Origin of the sequence: Variovorax sp. W1I1, assembly GCF_030815625.1 — a bacterium.
In the GTDB taxonomy this organism is placed as follows: Bacteria; Pseudomonadota; Gammaproteobacteria; order Burkholderiales; family Burkholderiaceae_C; genus Variovorax; species Variovorax paradoxus_C.
In genome coordinates, this window is the sequence record NZ_JAUSWZ010000001.1 from 5,401,290 (window position 1) to 5,424,219 (window position 22,930).

The 22,930-nt window shown below is 67.7% G+C and carries 1 protein-coding gene; it reads left to right on the forward strand.

The window, feature by feature from the left end:
• Positions 1–60 precede the first annotated feature (60 nt).
• Positions 61–22,878, forward strand: coding sequence for a non-ribosomal peptide synthase/polyketide synthase (locus QFZ83_RS25210; RefSeq protein ID WP_307510969.1), 22,818 nt, complete (start codon positions 61–63; stop codon positions 22,876–22,878).
• Positions 22,879–22,930: the final 52 nt, after the last annotated feature.

Below are 22,930 nucleotides of genomic sequence, written 5' to 3' on the forward strand. Positions count from 1 at the left end.
CCTATCACCCACCGCGTTGCCGTCGAACGACGGCGGAACCACACCTCTCGACCCGGACCGATGATGATTCCTCTCTCCTTTGCTCAGCAACGACTGTGGTTCCTGCACCGGCTGGACGGTGCGAACGCCACCTACAACCTTCCGTTGGCCCTGCGGCTGACAGGCAACGTCGACGACGCGGCGCTTCAACTCGCCCTGGGCGACCTGGTCTCCCGGCACGAGAGCCTGCGAACCATCTTTCCCGACACGGACGATGAGCCGCAGCAGATCATTCTTCCCGCGGAGAAAGCGGATTTCGTTCTGGAAAGAGCTCAGGCCCGCCAGGCAACGCTCGCCACGCAGCTCGCCGAAGCCGCCGACCACTGCTTCGAGCTGACACGCGAGATTCCGTTTCGCGCATGGCTGTTCCGCATCGATCCGCAGCAGCATGTCCTCTTGCTGCTGTGCCATCACATCGCCAGCGACGGCTGGTCGCTCGCACCGCTGGTGCGCGACCTGTCTGTCGCCTACGCCGCACGCTGCCAAGGCAAGCCGCCCGCGTGGGAGCCGCTGCCGGTGCAGTACGCCGACTACACCCTGTGGCAGCGCGAGCTGCTGGGCGACGAGAACGATCCGGACAGCACCGGGGGGCGCCAGCTGGCCTACTGGAAGCAAGCCTTGGCCGACCTGCCCGAACAACTCGAACTTCCCACCGATCGCCCGCGGCCTCCGGTCTCCAGCTATCGCGGTGAAAGCATTGCGTTCCAGCTCGATGCGCAACTCCACCAGGGTTTGACGGCGCTGGCTCGCCAAGGAGGAGGCAGTCTTTTCATGGTGCTTCAAGCAGCCTTGGCCACCCTGTTCACCCGCCTGGGCGCGGGCACGGACATCCCCTTGGGCTGCCCGATCGCAGGTCGCACCGACGAAGCACTCAACGATCTCGTCGGGTTCTTCCTGAACACGCTCGTGCTGCGCACCGACACCTCGGGCAACCCACGCTTTGACGAGCTGCTGCAGCGGGTACGGGAAACCAACCTGAGCGCCTACGAGCACCAGGACCTGCCGTTCGAGCGCCTGGTAGAGGTGCTCAACCCCGTGCGCTCCATGGCGCGCCATCCGCTGTTCCAGGTCACGCTGGTATTCCAGAACAACGCGAGGGCCAGCGTCGAGCTTCCCGGGATCGAGACGGCCTTCGAGCCGATCGCCATCCACTCGGCCAAGGTCGACCTGTCCTTCACACTGTGGGAAGAGCGGAACAAGCAAGGCAGCTTGAACGGCATCTCGGGCCGCGTCGAGTTCGCCACCGACCTGTTCGACCGCTCCACGGTGACATGGATGCTCGAGCATCTGAAGTCCGTGCTGCGCGGGGTTGCCACCCATCCGGCCACTCGCCTGTTCCAGATCGCACTGCCATCCCCGGCTTCTTCCGCCACGCGTGTGCCGGGCGGCCCCAGGCCGACCCAGCCCTATACGCCGTTCACAAGAGACGACATCGAGCAATCGTTGACGGCCCGCTTCGAAGCGCAGGTGCGACGCGACCCCACAGCCGTCGCCCTCACGCATCAGGACACATCCTGGAGCTACGCCGACCTGGACCGCAAGGCCAACGGGATCGCCAATGCCCTGTGCCAGCGCTTGGGCGCGGGCGCAGGGCGCGTGATGCTGCTGTTCGGGCACGGCGCGGAAATGATCGCCGCTATGCTCGGCGTGCTGAAGGCGGGGAAAACCTATGTGCCGCTGGACCCTCTTCATCCGGTAGAACGGCTCAGGTTCATGTTGGCGGATTCGGAAGGCGAGGCGCTGATCTGCGAATCCGCCTTGACGGCGCTCGCGAGCAGCATCGGAGCTCAGCAGGACATTCCTGTTTTCGATCCATCGACCATTTCGCCAGCCGAGCGCTGCGCCGCGCAACGCGATTCCCGCACGCCAACCTACATCCTCTACACCTCGGGGACGACCGGACAACCCAAGGGGGTGGTGCAGATCGATCGCAATGTCCTGCACTTCATTGCCACATACACCAATGCGCTTCACCTGAGCGCAGGCGACCGGTTGACGCTGTTTAGTTCCTACGGCTTCGATGCGTCGGTCATGGACATCTATGGAGCGCTGCTGAATGGCGCCTCGCTTCACGTCCTCGATCTGCGGGAAGCGGGGTTCACCAGAATCCGCGAGTGGCTCCACCGGCACCAGATCACGGTCTGGCATTCGACGCCGACCGTGTTTCGCCTCGGGGCCATGGGACTGCATGCGCAGAAGGCGTCTTCGACGAGGCTGGTGGTCCTGGGCGGCGAGGAATCGACACCGGCCGACCTCGATCTGCTCCGGAAGAACTTTGAGCCGAATTGCTTGCTCGTCAATGGCTACGGACCGACCGAATCGACGGTGACGGTGCAGTTCTTTGCCGACGCGCAGACGAATTCGAACGGCATGCGCCTGCCCATCGGTCATCCCGTCGAATCGACGCACATTGCATTGCTCGATCCGGACGGCCAGCCGACGGATGTGTTCGGCGAACTGGCCATCTGCAGCGACTTCATCGCGCGCGGCTACCTGAACAGGCCGGGCCTCACCGCCGAGCGCTTCGTGGCCAACCCCTTCGGCGCTCCGGGCAGCCGCATGTACCGCACTGGCGACCTGGCCCGATGGCGCCCCGACGGCGTGCTCGACTTCCTCGGGCGCGCCGACCAGCAGGTCAAGATCCGCGGATTCCGCATCGAGCCGGGCGAGATCGAGGCTGCGCTCACGCGCCTGCCCCATGTCGCGCAGGCCGCCGTCATCGCCCGTGAGGACACGCCCGGCCACAAGCAGCTGGTGGGCTACGTGGTGCCCGAGTCCGCCGACTCTCTGATCGACACCGCAGCCCTGCGCCGCGCCCTGGCCGAGCAGCTGCCCGACTACATGGTCCCCGCGGCCATCGTCGTGCTGCCCGCCCTGCCCCTGACCCCCAACGGCAAGCTCGACCGCCGAGCCCTGCCCGCCCCGGACTTCACGCCCCAGAGCATCCGCGCACCGCGCACCCCCCAGGAGGAGATCCTGGCCGCCCTCTTCGCAGAGATCCTGCACCTGCCACAGGTGGGCATCGACGACAACTTCTTCGACCTGGGCGGCCACTCCCTGCTGGCCACCAAACTCATCAGCCGCATCCGCTCAGCCCTGGGCGTGGAGCTGGCCATCCGCACGCTGTTCGAAGCACCCAGCATCGCGCAGCTCGCGCAACGCCTGGGCGAGGACTCCACCGCCGCACGCACGCCCCTGCGCGCCATGCCCAGGCCCGCACAGGTCCCGTTGTCCTTCGCACAGCAGCGCCTGTGGTTCCTGCATCGCCTGGATGGGCCCAGCGCCACCTACAACATCCCCCTGACACTGCGCCTGGCCGGCCCGCTCGATGGCGATGCCCTCGCGCAAGCCCTGTGCGATATCGCAGCCCGCCACGAGAGCCTGCGCACCATCTTCCCCGACACGGACGATGTGGCCCAGCAGGTGATTCTTCCACCGGAGGCTGCGCGACCCGTCCTGCAGGTGCTCGACGTGTCCGAAGCAACGCTGGCCGAGCAGCTCTCCGTGGCCGCAAGCCACGGCTTCGAACTCGCGCACGAGTTGCCCCTGCGCGCGTGGCTGTTCCGCCTCGATCCCCAGCAGCATGTCCTCTTGCTGCTGTGCCACCACATCGCCAGCGACGGCTGGTCGCTCGCACCGCTGGCGCGCGACCTGTCCACCGCCTACGCCGCGCGCTGCCTGGGCAAGGCCCCCGCATGGGCTGCGCTGCCGGTGCAGTACGCCGATTACGCCCTCTGGCAGCGCGAGCTGCTGGGCGACGAGAGCGATCCCCACAGCACCAGTGCGCGCCAGCTGGCCTACTGGCAGCACGCCCTGGCCGGCCTGCCCGAGCAGCTGGAGCTGCCCACCGATCGCCCACGCCCGGCCGTCTCCAGCTACCGCGGACAGAGCATGGCGTTCTCGATCCCGCCCGAGGTGCACCAGGGCCTGGTCGCCATCGCCAGGGAAGGGCAGGCCAGCCTGTTCATGGTGCTGCAGGCCGCGCTGGCCACGCTCTTCACCCGCATGGGTGCGGGCACCGACATCGCCCTGGGCAGTCCCATTGCCGGGCGCACCGACGAGGCCCTGGACGATCTGGTGGGCTTCTTCATCAACACGCTGGTGCTGCGCACCGACACCTCGGGCAACCCCAGCTTCCGCGAACTGCTCGCACGCGTGCGCAACACCGACCTGGCCGCCTATGCGCACCAGGACCTGCCCTTCGAGCGCCTGGTGGAGGTGCTCAACCCCACGCGCTCGATGATGCGCCATCCGCTGTTCCAGGTGGCCCTGGTGCTGCAGAACAACGCCCGGGCCAGCTTCGCGCTGCCGGGCCTGGTGGCCACGGGCGAGCCCGTGGCCAACCACACGGCCAAGTTCGACTTGTCCTTCGCCCTGTGGGAGCAGCGCGACAAGAGCGGGCAGGCGCAGGGCATTGCCGCCCGGGTGGAGTTCGCCACCGACCTGTTCGAGCTGGCCACCGTGGAGCAGCTGGTGGTGCGCCTGCAGCGGGTGCTCGAAGCGATTGCCGCCGATGCCTCGCAGCCCATCGGCCACATCGAGATCCTCGCGCCCGAGGAGCGCCAGCAGATCCTTGTCGGATGGAACGACACCATCGCGCCGCTTCCCCAGGCCACGCTGCCCGCGCTCTTCGAACAGCAGGTGGCACAGACACCGGACGCCATCGCCCTGGTCTTCGAGGACCGGCGCCTGAGCTACGGCGAGCTCAATGCACGTGCCAACCAACTCGCACATCACCTGATCGCCCAGGGCGTGGGACCCGAGCGCTTCGTCGCCCTGGCGCTGCCGCGTTCCCTGGAGCTGGTGGTCGGCCTGCTGGCCATCGTCAAGGCCGGCGCCGCCTACCTGCCGCTGGACGTGGACTATCCCAAGGACCGCCTGGCCTTCATGCTCCAGGATGCAGCGCCCGTCTGCATGATCAGCGACGCGGCCACCGCACAGCTGCTGCCCCCAGGCGTGCCCACACTGCTGCTGGACGCGACCGACGTGGGCCAGGCGATCGCCGCGCGCCCGACGGCCAATCCCACCGACAGCCACCGCACCCGCCCCCTCACCCCGCTCAACCCCGCCTACGTCATCTACACCTCCGGATCCACCGGAAGACCCAAGGGCGTGGTCGTCTCCGAAGCGGCCATCGTCAACCGCCTGGCATGGATGCAGGCGGCTTACCGACTGCGCGCCGATGATCGCATCCTGCAAAAAACACCGGCCGGGTTCGACGTGTCGGTCTGGGAATTCTTCTGGCCCTTGCTCGAAGGTGCCGTGCTCGTCCTTGCCAAACCCGAAGGCCACAAAGACTCCGCTTATCTTGCGCAATTGATCCGCAGCCAAGGGATCACAACCGCCCACTTCGTGCCCTCGATGCTGCAGGCCTTCGTCCAGGACCCCAAGGCCCCGGGCTGCACGTCGCTGACCCGTGTGATCTGCAGCGGCGAGGCGCTACCGCGGGAACTCGAAATCGAGTTTCACCGTGTACTGGATGTGCCATTGCACAACCTGTATGGTCCCACCGAAGCCGCCGTGGACGTCACATTCTGGGAGTGCGATCCCCAGGAGAAGTCGACGTCTATCCCGATCGGCCGCCCGATCTGGAACATCCAGATGTACGTGCTGGATGCCATGCTGCAGCCGGTGCCCGCGGGTGTGCCGGGTGAGCTGTACATCGCGGGAGCAGGCCTGGCGCGCGGCTACCTGAACAGGCCTGGCCTGAGCGCCGAGCGCTTCGTGGCCAATCCCTTCGGCGCTCCGGGCAGCCGCATGTACCGCACCGGCGACCTGGCCCGATGGCGCGCCGACGGCGTGCTCGACTTCCTCGGGCGTGCCGACCAGCAGGTCAAGATCCGCGGGTTCCGCATCGAGCTCGGAGAGATCGAGGCCGCCCTGGTGGGTCTGCCTGGCGTTGCGCAGACCGCCGTCATCGCCCGCGAGGACACGCCTGGCCACAAGCAGTTGGTGGGCTATGTCGTCACACAGGGCGACCTGCCCGTGGATGCCCAGGCGCTGCGCCGTGCGCTCTCGGACTTCCTGCCCGAACACATGGTCCCCGCGGCCATCGTCGCGCTGCCCGCCCTGCCCCTGACTCCCAACGGCAAGCTCGACCGCCGAGCCCTGCCCGCTCCGGACTTCACGCCCCAGAGCATCCGCGCACCGCGCACCCCACAGGAGGAGATCCTGGCCGCCCTCTTCGCAGAGATCCTGCACCTGCCACAGGTGGGCATCGACGACAACTTCTTCGACCTGGGCGGCGACAGCATCAGCTCCATCCAGCTGGTCAGCCGCGCCCGCAAGGCGGGCCTGCTCATCACCCCGCGCAGCATCTTCCAGCACCAGAACGTCGCGGCACTCGCAACGGTGGCCGTTCCGCTGGGCCTGCAGGACCACAACGACTTCACCGCGTCCGGCCTCTCGCTGCTCACCTTGAGTGAGCCGGAGCTCGAACGCCTGGAGCAGCAGCACCCCTTGCTCGAGGAGATCCTGCCCCTGTCGGCCCTGCAGCAGGGCCTGCTGTTCCACGCCCTGTACGACGAGCACGAGGCCGACGCCTATGTCGTGCAGATGGCCTTCGAACTCACCGGTCCCCTGGATGGCACTGCCCTGCAGGCGGCCGCCCGCGCCCTGCTGCAGCGCCACGCGCACCTGCGCGCCGCATTCCTGCACCAGGACCTCTCCGAGCCCGTGCAGATCATTGACCGCCAGATCGCCCTGCCCTGGCAGGACATCGATCTGGTTTCGCTCGATGCCAACGCGCGCGAGGCCGGCCTGGCCCACTTCCTCGAGCAGGATCGCCTGCAGCCCTTCGACCCCGCCCAGGCGCCCCTGCTGCGCTTTGCGCTCGTTCGCCTGGCCCCCCAGCGCGCCCGCTTCGTCTTCACCAGCCACCACATCCTGCTGGACGGCTGGTCCATGCCGATCCTGCTCAAGGAGCTGTTCGCGCTCTATGAGAGCCGGGGCGATGCCCACGCCCTGCCGCCGGCCACGCCCTATCGCAACTACCTGGCCTGGTCCAGGCAGCAGGACCGCAGCGCCGCCGAGCAGGCATGGCGCGAGGCCTTCGCGGGCCTGCAGGAGCCCACCAAGCTCGTCTCCTCGCCCGCCTCCACCTCGGGGCGCCAGGAGTCCTTCGCCTTCAGCCTGCCGCACACGTTGACCGACGCCCTCACCCGGCAGGCCCGCCAGCACAGCCTGACGCTCAACACCCTCATGCAGGGCGCATGGGGTGCGCTGCTCGCACGCCTGACGGGCCGCCAGGACGTGGTCTTCGGCATCACGGTCTCCGGTCGTCCCCCTGAGCTGGCCGGCGTGGAGTCCATGGTGGGCCTGTTCATCAACACCCTGCCGCTGCGCCTGCAGTTCCAGCCCGACGAGCCCGTCGCCCAGGTCCTCGCACGGCTGCAGGACGAGCAGTCCTCGCTCATCGCGCACCAGCACCTGGGCCTGTCGGACATCCAGCGCCTGAGCGGCTTCGCTTCGCTCTTTGACACGCTGTTCGTCTTCGAGAACTATCCGGTGGACCCCAGGGGGCGCCAGCCTTCCTATGCGGGCGTGCAGGTCGCACGGGCCGGGGGCAGCGGGGGAGACACCACCCACTATCCGCTGAGCATCGCGGTCATCCCGGGGGCGCAGTTGCAGTTGCGGGTGGGCTATCGGCCTGACCTGTTCGAGCGTGCTGACGTGGAGCAGATCGTGCAGCGCCTGCAGCGGGTGCTCGAAGCGATTGCCGCCGATGCCTCGCAGCCCATCGGCCACATCGAGATCCTCGCGCCCGAGGAGCGCCAGCAGATCCTTGTCGGATGGAACGACACCATCGCGCCACTTCCCCAGGCCACGCTGCCCGCGCTCTTCGAACAGCAGGTGGCACAGACGCCGGACGCCATCGCCCTGGTCTTCGAGGACCGGCGCCTGAGCTACGGCGAGCTCAATGCACGTGCCAACCAACTCGCACATCACCTGATCGCCCAGGGCGTGGGACCCGATGTTCGCGTGGGTGTCTGCCTGGAGAGGTCGTTCGATCTGGTCATCGCCTTGCTCGGCGTACTCAAGGCGGGCGGTGCTTTCGTGCCCCTGGATCCGGACTATCCCGCCGATCGCCTGGCCTTCATGCTGGAAGATGCGGCACTGCCCGTCGTGGTATCTCACCATCAGCTTCCCTTGCCGCCGCACCATGCGACACAGCTACAGCTCGACGCGCATGAGGCATTCATTGCGCGCTGCAGCGCACACAACCCGACTCGGAGTGCGACGCCCCGGCACGCTGCGTATGTCATCTACACCTCCGGCTCCACCGGCATGCCCAAGGGGGTCATCGTCTCGCATGCGGCTGCCTGCAACAACATCCTCTGGTTCTCTCGCACCGTCGGACTCGGTGTATCGGATCGCCTGCTGCAGAAGACTTCCATCAGCTTCGACGCCGCATTCCACGAGTTCTTTTCGCCGCTCACCAGCGGTGCAACGGTGGTTCTTGCATTGCCAGGTGGACAGGCCGACACCGACTATCTCGTTCGCACCATCCAGCAGCAGCGCATCAGCCTGGTTTCGCTGGTGCCCACGCTGCTTCGGGCATTGACCACTGAGCCCTCGTTCGCACAGTGCGAAAGCCTGCGCTACCTGATCGTTGGGGGCGAAGCACTGGATGTCGAACTGGTTGGCAAAGTACGCGATCGGCTGCCGGCAGTGGCGATCGGCAACTTCTACGGCCCGACAGAGGCGGCCTGCAACTCCACGCACCACTTGATCGGCAACGTGACCGACTACGTCGACACGATTCCCATCGGTCGCCCGATCTCCAACGCGCGATGCTATGTGCTTGACCACAATCGCCAGTTGGTTCCGGCCGGGATGCCTGGAGAGCTTTACATCGGCGGTGCCGGCCTGGCACGGGGCTATCTGAACCGGCCCGAGTTGGATACGGAGTATTTCGTGCCGGATCCCTTTCAAGCCGGAGAACGCATGTACCGCACAGGCGACCTGGCCCGATGGCGCCCCGACGGCGTGCTCGACTTCCTCGGGCGTGCCGACCAGCAGGTCAAGATCCGGGGCTTTCGCATCGAGCTCGGAGAGATCGAGGCCGCCCTGGTGGGTCTGCCTGGCGTTGCGCAGACCGCCGTCATCGCCCGCGAGGACACCCCAGGCCACAAGCAGCTGGTGGGCTATGTCGTCACACAGGACGACCTGCCCGTGGATGCCCAGGCGCTGCGCCGTGCGCTCTCGGACTTCCTGCCCGAACACATGGTCCCCGCGGCCATCGTCGTGCTGCCCGCCCTGCCCCTGACTCCCAACGGCAAGCTCGACCGCCGAGCCCTGCCCGCCCCGGACTTCACGCCCCAGAGCATCCGCGCACCGCGCACCCCCCAGGAGGAGATCCTGGCCGCCCTCTTCGCAGAGATCCTGCACCTGCCACAGGTGGGCATCGACGACAACTTCTTCGACCTGGGCGGCGACAGCATCAGCTCCATCCAGCTGGTCAGCCGCGCCCGCAAGGCGGGCCTGCTCATCACGCCGCGTGGCATCTTCCAGCACCAGAATGTGAAAGCCATTGCTTCGGCCGCCACTTCACTGGACACGCAAGGAATCCTTGAGGATGTAGCGACAGGCACCTTGCCCTTGATGCCCATTGCCCATTGGCTGCTCGATGCCAACGGCCCAATGGCCCAGTTCAACCAGTCGATGCTGCTGCAGGTCCCGGCGGACATGCAAGAGCTCCACCTGTCCGTTGCCCTGCACACGCTGGTGGCTCACCACGACGCGCTGCGCATGCGCCTCGTGCCCGCACGCAGGGATGCAGGTGCCTGGCAGTTGGAGATCGCGTCCGCCAAGCCCAGCGACGTACAGGGCTGCCTGCAGCGGGTCGACATCGACGGACTGGATGACACCAGCCGCCGCAGCCTCATCGCCGGAGCGTCGCGCGCGGCCGCAGCCCGCCTGGACCCCGAGGCCGGACGCATGCTGCAGGCCACCTGGTTCGACGCCGGCAGCGCACAGCCGGGACGCCTTCTGCTGACGATCCACCACCTGGCGGTAGACGGCGTCTCCTGGCGCATCCTCGTGCCCGACCTCGAACTGGCCTGGCGGGCCGCGCTGCACAACGAGCGCGCCAAGCTGGGGCCTCGCGGCAGTTCCCTGCGGCACTGGGCGCTGCGCCTGAACGCCGAAGCGCTCTCTGCACGACGGCTCGCCGAGCTGCCCTTGTGGCAGTCCATCGTGGGCGCATCGGACCCGCTGCTGTCCCATCGTCCGCTCGATGCGACCCGCGATACGGTCGCAACGGCCCGGCGCCTGACCCTGAGCCTACCCAGCACGCTCACCTCCGCACTGCTCACGCAGGTGCCGGCACTCTTCCATGGTCGCATCAACGACGTGCTGCTGACAGCCTTCGCGCTGGCCGTGGCCCACTGGCGCCGCAGGCGTTCATCCGAACAAGCCTCGGGCGTTCTCTTCGATCTCGAAGGCCATGGCCGCGAAGAGATCTTCCAGGACATCGATCTCTCGCGCACCGTGGGCTGGTTCACCAGCATCTTCCCCATGCGCCTGGACTTGCAGGGCATCGACCTGGATGACGCGCTGCGTGGCGGCCCGCACATGGGCCGTGCGCTCAAGCAGAGCAAGGAGCAACTGCGCGCCCTGCCCGACAACGGCCTGGGCTTCGGGCTGCTGCGCTACCTGAACCCCGAGACGTCCAAGGTCCTCGCCGGTGCCGCACCGCAGATCGGGTTCAACTACCTGGGCCGCTTCGCAGCCCCGCGGGCGCAGGACTGGGCCGCCGCGCCGGAGGCCTCCGGGCTCGGCGGCAGCCGCAACCAGGACATGCCGCTGGCACACGCTATCGACATGAATGCGCTGGTCAGGGATCGCATCGAGGGCCCCGAGCTCCACGCCTCCTGGGCCTGGGCCTCCGAGCTCTTTGGCGAAGAGGACATCCGCGATCTTGCCAAGGGCTGGTTCGATGCGCTCGAAGCATTGGTCTCGCATGCCCAACGCAGCGACGCTGGCGGCTTCACGCCCTCGGACTTCCCGCTGCTGACGCTCGCGCAACCGGAGCTCGAACGCCTGGAGCAGCAGCACCCCTTGCTCGAGGAGATCCTGCCCCTGTCGGCCCTGCAGCAGGGCCTGCTGTTCCACGCCCTGTACGACGAGCACGAGGCCGACGCCTATGTCGTGCAGATGGCCTTCGAACTCACCGGCCCCCTGGATGGCGCAGCCCTGCAGGCGGCCGCCCGCGCCCTGCTGCAGCGCCACGCGCACCTGCGCGCCGCATTCCTGCACCAGGACCTCTCCGAGCCCGTGCAGATCATTGACCGCCAGATCGCCCTGCCCTGGCAGGACATCGATCTGATCTCGCTCGATGCCAACGCGCGCGAGGCCGGCCTGGCCCACTTCCTCGAGCAGGATCGCCTGCAGCCCTTCGACCCCGCCCAAGCGCCCCTGCTGCGCTTTGCGCTCGTTCGCCTGGCCCCCCAGCGCGCCCGCTTCGTCTTCACCAGCCACCACATCCTGCTGGACGGCTGGTCCATGCCGATCCTGCTCAAGGAGCTGTTCGCGCTCTATGAGAGCCGGGGCGATGCCCACGCCCTGCCGCCGGCCACGCCCTATCGCAACTACCTGGCCTGGTCCAGGCAGCAGGACCGCAGCGCCGCCGAGCAGGCATGGCGCGAGGCCTTCGCGGGCCTGCAGGAGCCCACCAAGCTCGTCTCCTCGCCCGCCTCCACCTCGGGGCGCCAGGAGTCCTTCGCCTTCAGCCTGCCGCACACGTTGACCGACGCCCTCACACGGCAGGCCCGCCAGCACAGCCTGACGCTCAACACCCTCATGCAGGGCGCATGGGGTGCGCTGCTCGCACGCCTGACGGGCCGCCAGGACGTGGTCTTCGGCATCACGGTCTCCGGTCGTCCCCCTGAGCTGGCCGGCGTGGAGTCCATGGTGGGCCTGTTCATCAACACCCTGCCGCTGCGCCTGCAGTTCCAGCCCGACGAGCCCGTCGCCCAGGTCCTCGCACGGCTGCAGGACGAGCAGTCCTCGCTCATCGCGCACCAGCACCTGGGCCTGTCGGACATCCAGCGCCTGAGCGGCTTCGCTTCGCTCTTTGACACGCTGTTCGTCTTCGAGAACTATCCGGTGGACCCCAGGGGGCGCCAGCCTTCCTATGCGGGCGTGCAGGTCGCACGGGCCGGGGGCAGCGGGGGAGACACCACCCACTATCCGCTGAGCATCGCGGTCGTTCCGGGAGCGCAGTTGCAGTTGCGGGTGGGCTATCGGCCTGACCTGTTCGAGCGTGCTGACGTGGAGCAGATCGTGCAGCGCCTGCAGCGGGTGCTCGAAGCGATTGCCGCCGATGCCTCGCAGCCCATCGGCCACATCGAGATCCTCGCGCCCGAGGAGCGCCAGCAGATCCTTGTCGGATGGAACGACACCATCGCGCCGCTTCCCCAGGCCACGCTGCCCGCGCTCTTCGAACAGCAGGTGGCACAGACACCGGACGCCATCGCCCTGGTCTTCGAGGACCGGCGCCTGAGCTACGGCGAGCTCAATGCACGTGCCAACCAACTCGCACATCACCTGATCGCCCAGGGCGTGGGACCCGAGCGCTTCGTCGCCCTGGCGCTGCCGCGTTCCCTGGAGCTGGTGGTCGGCCTGCTGGCCATCGTCAAGGCCGGCGCCGCCTACCTGCCGCTGGACGTGGACTATCCCAAGGACCGCCTGGCCTTCATGCTCCAGGATGCAGCGCCCGTCTGCATGATCAGCGACGCGGCCACCGCACAGCTGCTGCCCCCAGGCGTGCCCACACTGCTGCTGGACGCGACCGACGTGGGCCAGGCGATCGCCGCGCGCCCGACGGCCAATCCCACCGACAGCCACCGCACCCGCCCCCTCACCCCGCTCAACCCCGCCTACGTCATCTACACCTCCGGATCCACCGGCAGGCCCAAGGGCGTCATGGGTCCCCATGCCGGCGCCGTCAACCGCCTGAACTGGATCCATGCGGTGCATCCCTATGGTGAGGGAAAAACTTCCATCGCCAAAAGCTCCATCGCATTCATTGATGGATCGACCGAGCTTCTCGGCCCCCTTCTGTTCGGCTCGCCTGTCGTGATGGCCAGCGCCCATGCGACCAAGACGCTTGACGATCTGGTCGCACTGATTGAGCAACATCGGATCGAACGCATCACGCTCGTTCCAAGTCTTCTTGCAGGCTTGATAGAGCAAGGCGATGCATCACGACTGCAGGACTGCCGGCTCTGGATCGTGAGCGGCGAAGTAATGCCACCCGAGCTGGCCACGCGTTTCACGACATTCCTGCCGCACGCGCAGCTCCTGAACTTCTACGGATCCTCGGAGGCAACGGGAGACAGTGTCTTCGCGCCTGCCGGCAAAGATGAAGCGCCCATTGGCCGGCCGATCTGGAACACGCAGGTGTACGTGCTGGATGCCATGCTGCGTCCCGTGCCGGCCGGTGCGTCGGGTGAGTTGTACGTGGCAGGTGCCGGCCTGGCGCGCGGCTACCTGAACAGGCCTGGCCTCACCGCCGAGCGCTTCGTGGCCAACCCCTTCGGCGCTCCGGGCAGCCGCATGTACCGCACAGGAGACCTGGCCCGATGGCGCCCCGACGGCGTGCTCGACTTCCTCGGGCGCGCCGACCAGCAGGTCAAGATCCGCGGCTTCCGCATCGAGCCGGGCGAGATCGAGGCTGCGCTCACGCGCCTGCCCCATGTCGCGCAGGCCGCCGTCATCGCCCGCGAGGACACGCCCGGCCACAAGCAGCTGGTGGGCTACGTGGTGCCCGAGTCCGCCGACTCTCTGATCGACACCGCGGCCCTGCGCCGCGCCCTGGCCGAGCAGCTGCCCGACTACATGGTCCCCGCGGCCATCGTCGTGCTGCCCGCCCTGCCCCTGACCCCCAACGGCAAGCTCGACCGCCGAGCCCTGCCCGCCCCGGACTTCACGCCCCAGAGCATCCGCGCACCGCGCACCCCCCAGGAGGAGATCCTGGCCGCCCTCTTCGCAGAGATCCTGCACCTGCCACAGGTGGGCATCGACGACAACTTCTTCGACCTGGGCGGCCACTCCCTGCTGGCCACCAAACTCATCAGCCGCATCCGCTCAGCCCTCGGCGTGGAGCTGGCCATCCGCACGCTGTTCGAAGCACCATCGGTGGCCCAACTGGCCCAGCGCCTGAGCAACGCGCAGGGCGCTCGCAAGGCACTGCTACCCATGGCACGGCCTGCGCAGATTCCCGTCTCGTTCGCCCAGCGCCGCATGTGGCTGCTCTTCCAGATCGACGGACCCAGTGCGACCTACAACATCCCCATCGCCCTGCGCCTGACAAGCCGCATCGATGACGCGGCGCTGCACCAGGCGCTGGGCGATGTGGTCGCACGCCACGAGAGCCTGCGCACCATCTTCCAGGACACGAACGAAGCCGCCTGCGTGCAGCTCATCCTGGCGCCCGAGGCCGCACAACCCGTGCTGCAGATCGCACAGGCCAGCGAAGCCTCCTTGCCCCAGCAACTGGCCGCTGCGGCCGCTCACTGCTTCGATCTGGGCTCGGAGATCCCAATTCGCGCCAGCCTGTTCCACCTGGACGAGGAGCACCACGTCCTGCTGCTGCTGTGCCATCACATCGCCAGCGACGGATGGTCACTCGCGCCACTGGCGCGAGACCTGTCCAGCGCCTATGCCGCTCGCGCACAGGGCCATGCCCCACAGTGGTCGCCACTGCCTGTGCAGTACGCCGACTACACGCTCTGGCAGCATGAGCTGCTGGGCGGCGAGTCGGACCCCCAGAGCATCATCTCGGCACAGCTGGCCTACTGGCAGCACACGCTCGCCGGCCTGCCCGAGCAACTTCAATTGCCCACCGACAGGCCCCGCCCTGCCGTCTCTTCCTATCAGGGCGGAGGCATCGCCTTCCAGCTGGATGCACCCCTGCACCGCAAGCTGGCAGCCATCGCCCGCGAGGGCCAAGCCAGCATGTTCATGGTGCTGCAGGCCGCACTGGCAACCTTGTTCACGCGCCTGGGCGCGGGCACCGACATCCCCCTAGGCAGCCCGATCGCCGGGCGCACCGATGAGGCCCTGGACAACCTGGTGGGCTTCTTCATCAACACGCTCGTGCTGCGCACCGACACCTCGGGCAACCCCAGCTTCAAGGATCTGTTGACCCGCGTGCGTGAGACCAACCTGAGCGCCTACGCGCACCAGGACCTGCCCTTCGAGCGCCTGGTGGAGGTGCTCAACCCGCAGCGCTCCATGGCGCGCCATCCGCTGTTCCAGGTCATGCTGGTGCTGCAGAACAATGACCGCGCAAGCTTCCAGCTGCCCGGCCTGCAGGCCAGCGCCCAGCCATTGGGCCTGCACACTGCCAAGTTCGACCTGTCCTTCGCGCTGCGCGAGCAACGTGGCACGGACGGTTCGCCCCAAGGCATCGCGGGACACGTCGAGTTCGCCACCGACCTGTTCGAGCTGGCCACCGTGGAGCAGATCGTGCAGCGCCTGCAGCGTGTGCTCGAAGCGATTGCCGCCGATGCCTCGCAGCCCATCGGCCACATCGAGATCCTCGCGCCCGAGGAGCGCCAGCAGATCCTTGTCGGATGGAACGACACCATCGCGCCGCTTCCCCAAGCCACGCTGCCCGCGCTCTTCGAACAGCAGGTGGCACAGACACCGGACGCCATCGCCCTGGTCTTCGAGGACCGGCGCCTGAGCTACGGCGAGCTCAATGCACGTGCCAACCAACTCGCACATCACCTGATCGCCCAGGGCGTGGGACCCGAGCGCTTCGTCGCCCTGGCGCTGCCGCGTTCCCTGGAGCTGGTGGTCGGCCTGCTGGCCATCGTCAAGGCCGGCGCCGCCTACCTGCCGCTGGACGTGGACTACCCCAAGGACCGCCTGGCCTTCATGCTCCAGGATGCCGCGCCCGTGTGCATGATCAGCGACGCGGCCACCGCACAGCTGCTGCCCCCAGGCGTGCCCACACTGCTGCTGGACGCGACCGACGTGGACCAGGCGATCGCCGCGTGCTCGACGGCCAACCCCACCGACAGCCACCGCACCCGCCCCCTCACCCCGCTCAACCCCGCCTACGTCATCTACACCTCCGGATCCACCGGCAGGCCCAAGGGCGTGGTCATCCCCCAGCAGAACGTCGTGCGCCTGCTGGGCGCCACCGAGCACTGGTACCGCTTCGGCCCGGACGACGTCTGGACCATGTTCCATTCCCATGCCTTCGACTTCTCGGTCTGGGAGCTGTGGGGGCCCCTGCTTCGCGGCGGCCGCCTGGTCGTCATCCCCAATCTGCTCAGCCGCTCGCCCTCGGAGTTCCTGGCGCTGCTCGTGCGCGAGAAGGTCACGGTCCTGAATCAGACGCCTTCGGCCTTCTACCAGCTGATGCAGGCCGACCTGGAGCAGCCGCACCTGCGCGCGGGACTGGCGCTGCGCTGCGTGATCTTCGGCGGCGAAGCCCTGGAGCTCAGGCGCCTGCAGGACTGGTACGCGCGGCACGCGGACAACGCCCCGGTGCTGGTCAACATGTACGGGATCACCGAGACGACGGTGCATGTCAGCTACATCGCGCTGGACCGGCAGATCGCCGCAGTGGAGGCCAACAGCCTGATCGGGCGTGGCATCCCCGACTTGCAGGTGCATGTGCTGGATGCGGCGCTGCAGCCGGTGCCCGCGGGTGTGCCGGGTGAGCTGTATGTGGCAGGTGCCGGCCTGGCGCGCGGCTACCTGAACCGCCCGGGCCTGAGCGCCGAGCGCTTCGTGGCCAATCCCTTCGGCGCTCCGGGCAGCCGCATGTACCGCACAGGAGACCTGGCCCGATGGCGCGCCGATGGCGTGCTCGACTTCCTCGGGCGTGCCGACCAGCAGGTCAAGATCCGCGGATTCCGCATCGAGCTCGGAGAGATCGAGGCCGCCCTGGTGGGTCTGCCCCATGTTGCGCAGGCCGCCGTCATCGCCCGCGAGGACACCCCAGGCCACAAGCAGCTGGTGGGCTATGTCGTCACACAGGGCGACCTGCCCGTGGATGCCCAGGCGCTGCGCCGTGCGCTCTCGGACTTCCTGCCCGAACACATGGTCCCCGCGGCCATCGTCGCGCTGCCCGCCCTGCCCCTGACTCCCAACGGCAAGCTCGACCGCCGAGCCCTGCCCGCTCCGGACTTCACGCCCCAGAGCATCCGCGCACCGCGCACCCCCCAGGAGGAGATCCTGGCCGCCCTCTTCGCAGAGATCCTGCACCTGCCACAGGTGGGCATCGACGACAACTTCTTCGACCTGGGCGGCGACAGCATCAGCTCCATCCAGCTGGTCAGCCGCGCCCGCAAGGCGGGCCTGCTCATCACCCCGCGCAGCATCTTCCAGCACCAGAACGTCGCGGCACTCGCCGCAGTGTCCACGCCCCTGGCTTCGCAAGATGCCACGGCGGACATCTCTACCGGGACGATTCCCGCGACACCGATCATTCGCTGGTTGATCGAGCGCGGCGGCCCGATACGCCGCTACAACCAGTCGATGCTGCTGCAGGTGCCCGCGGACGTGCAGCAGGACCATCTGGTTGCCGCCCTGCAGGCGTTGCTCGACCAGCACGATGCGCTGCGCATGCATCTGCATTCCGCGACCCGTGCTGCCCAGAGTAGGATGGGCTGGCAGCTGGAGATACCGCCAGTGCCGGCCTTCGGAGCCAGCGAGTGCCTTCGCCGCATCGACACGGTCGGTTTGCACGAGGACGGCCTTCGTATGCTCATTGCCGAGGCCTCGCGCGCAGCCGCAGCCCGCCTGGACCCCGAGGCCGGCCGCATGCTGCAGGCCACCTGGTTCGACGCCGGCAGCGCGCAGCCGGGACGCCTGCTGCTGACGATCCACCACCTGGCGGTGGACGGCGTCTCCTGGCGCATCCTCGTGCCCGACCTCGAACTGGCCTGGCGGGCCGCGCAGCGCAACGAGCGCGCCAAGCTGGGGCCTCGCGGCAGTTCCCTGCGGCACTGGGCGCTGCGCCTGAACGCCGAAGCGCTCTCTGCACGACGGCTCGCCGAGCTGCCCTTGTGGCAGTCCATCGTGGGCGCATCGGACCCGCTGCTGTCCCATCGTCCGCTCGATGCCGCCCGTGACACGGTCGCAACGGCCCGGCGCCTGACCCTGAGCCTGCCCAGCACGCTCACCTCCGCACTGCTCACGCAGGTGCCGGCACTCTTCCATGGTCGCATCAACGACGTGCTGCTGACAGCCTTCGCGCTGGCCGTGGCCCACTGGCGCCGCAGGCGTTCATCCGAACAAGCCTCGGGCGTTCTCTTCGATCTCGAAGGCCATGGCCGCGAAGAGATCTTCCAGGACATCGATCTCTCGCGCACCGTGGGCTGGTTCACCAGCATCTTCCCCATGCGCCTGGACTTGCAGGGCATCGACCTGGATGACGCGCTGCGTGGCGGCCCGCACATGGGCCGTGCGCTCAAGCAGAGCAAGGAGCAACTGCGCGCCCTGCCCGACAACGGCCTGGGCTTCGGGCTGCTGCGCTACCTGAACCCCGAGACGTCCAAGGTCCTCGCCGGTGCCGCACCGCAGATCGGGTTCAACTACCTGGGCCGCTTCGCAGCCCCGCGGGCGCAGGACTGGGCCGCCGCGCCGGAGGCCTCCGGGCTCGGCGGCAGCCGCAACCAGGACATGCCGCTGGCACACGCTATCGACATGAATGCGCTGGTCAGGGATCGCATCGAGGGCCCCGAGCTCCACGCCTCCTGGGCCTGGGCCTCCGAGCTCTTTGGCGAAGAGGACATCCGCGATCTTGCCAAGGGCTGGTTCGATGCGCTCGAAGCATTGGTCTCGCATGCCCAACGCAGCGACGCTGGCGGCTTCACGCCCTCGGACTTCCCGCTGCTGACGCTCGCGCAACCGGAGCTCGAACGCCTGGAGCAGCAGCACCCCTTGCTCGAGGAGATCCTGCCCCTGTCGGCCCTGCAGCAGGGCCTGCTGTTCCACGCCCTGTACGACGAGCACGAGGCCGACGCCTATGTCGTGCAGATGGCCTTCGAACTCACCGGCCCCCTGGATGGCGCAGCCCTGCAGGCGGCCGCCCGCGCCCTGCTGCAGCGCCACGCGCACCTGCGCGCCGCATTCCTGCACCAGGACCTCTCCGAGCCCGTGCAGATCATTGACCGCCAGATCGCCCTGCCCTGGCAGGACATCGATCTGATCTCGCTCGATGCCAACGCGCGCGAGGCCGGCCTGGCCCACTTCCTCGAGCAGGATCGCCTGCAGCCCTTCGACCCCGCCCAAGCGCCCCTGCTGCGCTTTGCGCTCGTTCGCCTGGCCCCCCAGCGCGCCCGCTTCGTCTTCACCAGCCACCACATCCTGCTGGACGGCTGGTCCATGCCGATCCTGCTCAAGGAGCTGTTCGCGCTCTATGAGAGCCGGGGCGATGCCCACGCCCTGCCGCCGGCCACGCCCTATCGCAACTACCTGGCCTGGTCCAGGCAGCAGGACCGCAGCGCCGCCGAGCAGGCATGGCGCGAGGCCTTCGCGGGCCTGCAGGAGCCCACCAAGCTCGTCTCCTCGCCCGCCTCCACCTCGGGGCGCCAGGAGTCCTTCGCCTTCAGCCTGCCGCACACGTTGACCGACGCCCTCACACGGCAGGCCCGCCAGCACAGCCTGACGCTCAACACCCTCATGCAGGGCGCATGGGGTGCGCTGCTCGCACGCCTGACGGGCCGCCAGGACGTGGTCTTCGGCATCACGGTCTCCGGTCGTCCCCCTGAGCTGGCCGGCGTGGAGTCCATGGTGGGCCTGTTCATCAACACCCTGCCGCTGCGCCTGCAGTTCCAGCCCGACGAGCCCGTCGCCCAGGTCCTCGCACGGCTGCAGGACGAGCAGTCCTCGCTCATCGCGCACCAGCACCTGGGCCTGTCGGACATCCAGCGCCTGAGCGGCTTCGCTTCGCTCTTTGACACGCTGTTCGTCTTCGAGAACTATCCGGTGGACCCCAGGGGGCGCCAGCCTTCCTATGCGGGCGTGCAGGTCGCACGGGCCGGGGGCAGCGGGGGAGACACCACCCACTATCCGCTGAGCATCGCGGTCGTTCCGGGAGCGCAGTTGCAGTTGCGGGTGGGCTATCGGCCTGACCTGTTCGAGCGTGCTGACGTGGAGCAGATCGTGCAGCGCCTGCAGCGGGTGCTCGAAGCGATTGCCGCCGATGCCTCGCAGCCCATCGGCCACATCGAGATCCTCGCGCCCGAGGAGCGCCAGCAGATCCTTGTCGGATGGAACGACACCATCGCGCCACTTCCCCAGGCCACGCTGCCCGCGCTCTTCGAACAGCAGGTGGCACAGACGCCGGACGCCATCGCCCTGGTCTTCGAGGACCGGCGCCTGAGCTACGGCGAGCTCAATGCACGTGCCAACCAACTCGCACATCACCTGATCGCCCAGGGCGTGGGACCCGAGCGCTTCGTCGCCCTGGCGCTGCCGCGTTCCCTGGAGCTGGTGGTCGGCCTGCTGGCCATCGTCAAGGCCGGCGCCGCCTACCTGCCGCTGGACGTGGACTACCCCAAGGACCGCCTGGCCTTCATGCTCCAGGATGCCGCGCCCGTGTGCATGATCAGCGACGCGGCCACCGCACAGCTGCTGCCCCCAGGCGTGCCCACACTGCTGCTGGACGCGACCGACGTGGACCAGGCGATCGCCGCGTGCTCGACGGCCAACCCCACCGACAGCCACCGCACCCGCCCCCTCACCCCGCTCAACCCCGCCTACGTCATCTACACCTCCGGCTCCACCGGCAGGCCCAAGGGCGTGGTCATCCCCCAGCAAAACGTCGTGCGCCTGCTGGGCGCCACCGAGCACTGGTACCGCTTCGGCCCGGACGACGTCTGGACCATGTTCCATTCCCATGCCTTCGACTTCTCGGTCTGGGAGCTGTGGGGGCCCCTGCTTCGCGGCGGCCGCCTGGTCGTCATCCCCAATCTGCTCAGCCGCTCGCCCTCGGAGTTCCTGGCGCTGCTCGTGCGCGAGAAGGTCACGGTCCTGAATCAGACGCCTTCGGCCTTCTACCAGCTGATGCAGGCCGACCTGGAGCAGCCGCACCTGCGCGCGGGACTGGCGCTGCGCTGCGTGATCTTCGGCGGCGAAGCCCTGGAGCTCAGGCGCCTGCAGGACTGGTACGCGCGGCACGCGGACAACGCCCCGGTGCTGGTCAACATGTACGGGATCACCGAGACGACGGTGCATGTCAGCTACATCGCGCTGGACCGGCAGATCGCCGCAGTGGAGGCCAACAGCCTGATCGGGCGTGGCATCCCCGACTTGCAGGTGCATGTGCTGGATGCGGCGCTGCAGCCGGTGCCCGCGGGTGTGCCGGGTGAGCTGTATGTGGCAGGTGCCGGCCTGGCGCGCGGCTACCTGAACCGCCCGGGCCTGAGCGCCGAGCGCTTCGTGGCCAATCCCTTCGGCGCTCCGGGCAGCCGCATGTACCGCACAGGAGACCTGGCCCGATGGCGCGCCGATGGCGTGCTCGACTTCCTCGGGCGTGCCGACCAGCAGGTCAAGATCCGCGGATTCCGCATCGAGCTCGGAGAGATCGAGGCCGCCCTGGTGGGTCTGCCCCATGTTGCGCAGGCCGCCGTCATCGCCCGCGAGGACACCCCAGGCCACAAGCAGCTGGTGGGCTATGTCGTCACACAGGGCGACCTGCCCGTGGATGCCCAGGCGCTGCGCCGTGCGCTCTCGGACTTCCTGCCCGAACAGATGGTCCCCGCGGCCATCGTCGCGCTGCCCGCCCTGCCCCTGACTCCCAACGGCAAGCTCGACCGCCGAGCCCTGCCCGCTCCGGACTTCACGCCCCAGAGCATCCGCGCACCGCGCACCCCCCAGGAGGAGATCCTGGCCGCCCTCTTCGCAGAGATCCTGCACCTGCCACAGGTGGGCATCGACGACAACTTCTTCGACCTGGGCGGCCACTCCCTGCTGGCCACCAAACTCATCAGCCGCATCCGCTCAGCCCTGGGCGTGGAGCTGGCCATCCGCACGCTGTTCGAAGCACCCAACATCGCGCAGCTCAGCGAACGAATCAACGCCAAGGATCAGAACGACTCGTTCGAGACGCTGATACCGATCAGGTCCACGGGAGACATCGCGCCCCTTTTCTGCATCCACCCGGGAGGTGGGTTGAGCTGGGGCTACGGGTCGCTCATCAAATACCTTGGCAACAATCGCCCCGTGTACGGACTGCAGGCCCGGGGGTATGCGGATCTCGCGCTCATGCCGGATTCCATCGAAGCGATGGCAGCAGACTACCTGCAGGAGATCCGAAAGGTTCAGCCATCGGGCCCCTACAACCTCCTCGGCTGGTCGTTCGGCGGATATGTGGCCGTTGAAATAGCCCGCCTTGCCTCCGCGCAAAGCGGGCTGGACAACCAGCTCGTTCTTCTCGATACCTATCCACCCCATGTGAACGTTTTCAAGACAACGAATCAGCAGTCCGATATCGACCGGCTCGACTTCCCGGTCGAGCGGAAATCAGCCTACCTCCAAAGGGAAAGAATACGGCAGGGAATCACCTTCAGCGCGGAGAAATCCATTCTTTCGAGTCTCAGCAAGAATCACATCGTGAGAATGAACGAGGTGACAAAACACAATGTCTCGCTTCTCAAGAACTACAGGCCCGAAAAGATCACGGGCAATCTGCTGCTGTTCGTCGCGACCGAAACGCCCCGCCTCCCATCCCCCGAGGTCTGGCTCCCGTTTGTGACGGGTCAGGTCAATGTCTATGAAATCGCCTGCCACCATGGTGCAATGACAGATCCAGAACCAATGTCCGAGATCGGCAAGGTTCTGACCTCGAAACTGGGAAGGGCGGATTGAAAAAAACGCCTAAATAAAGCTGAGCACGCGCCCGGTGCATCGCGACGACGTC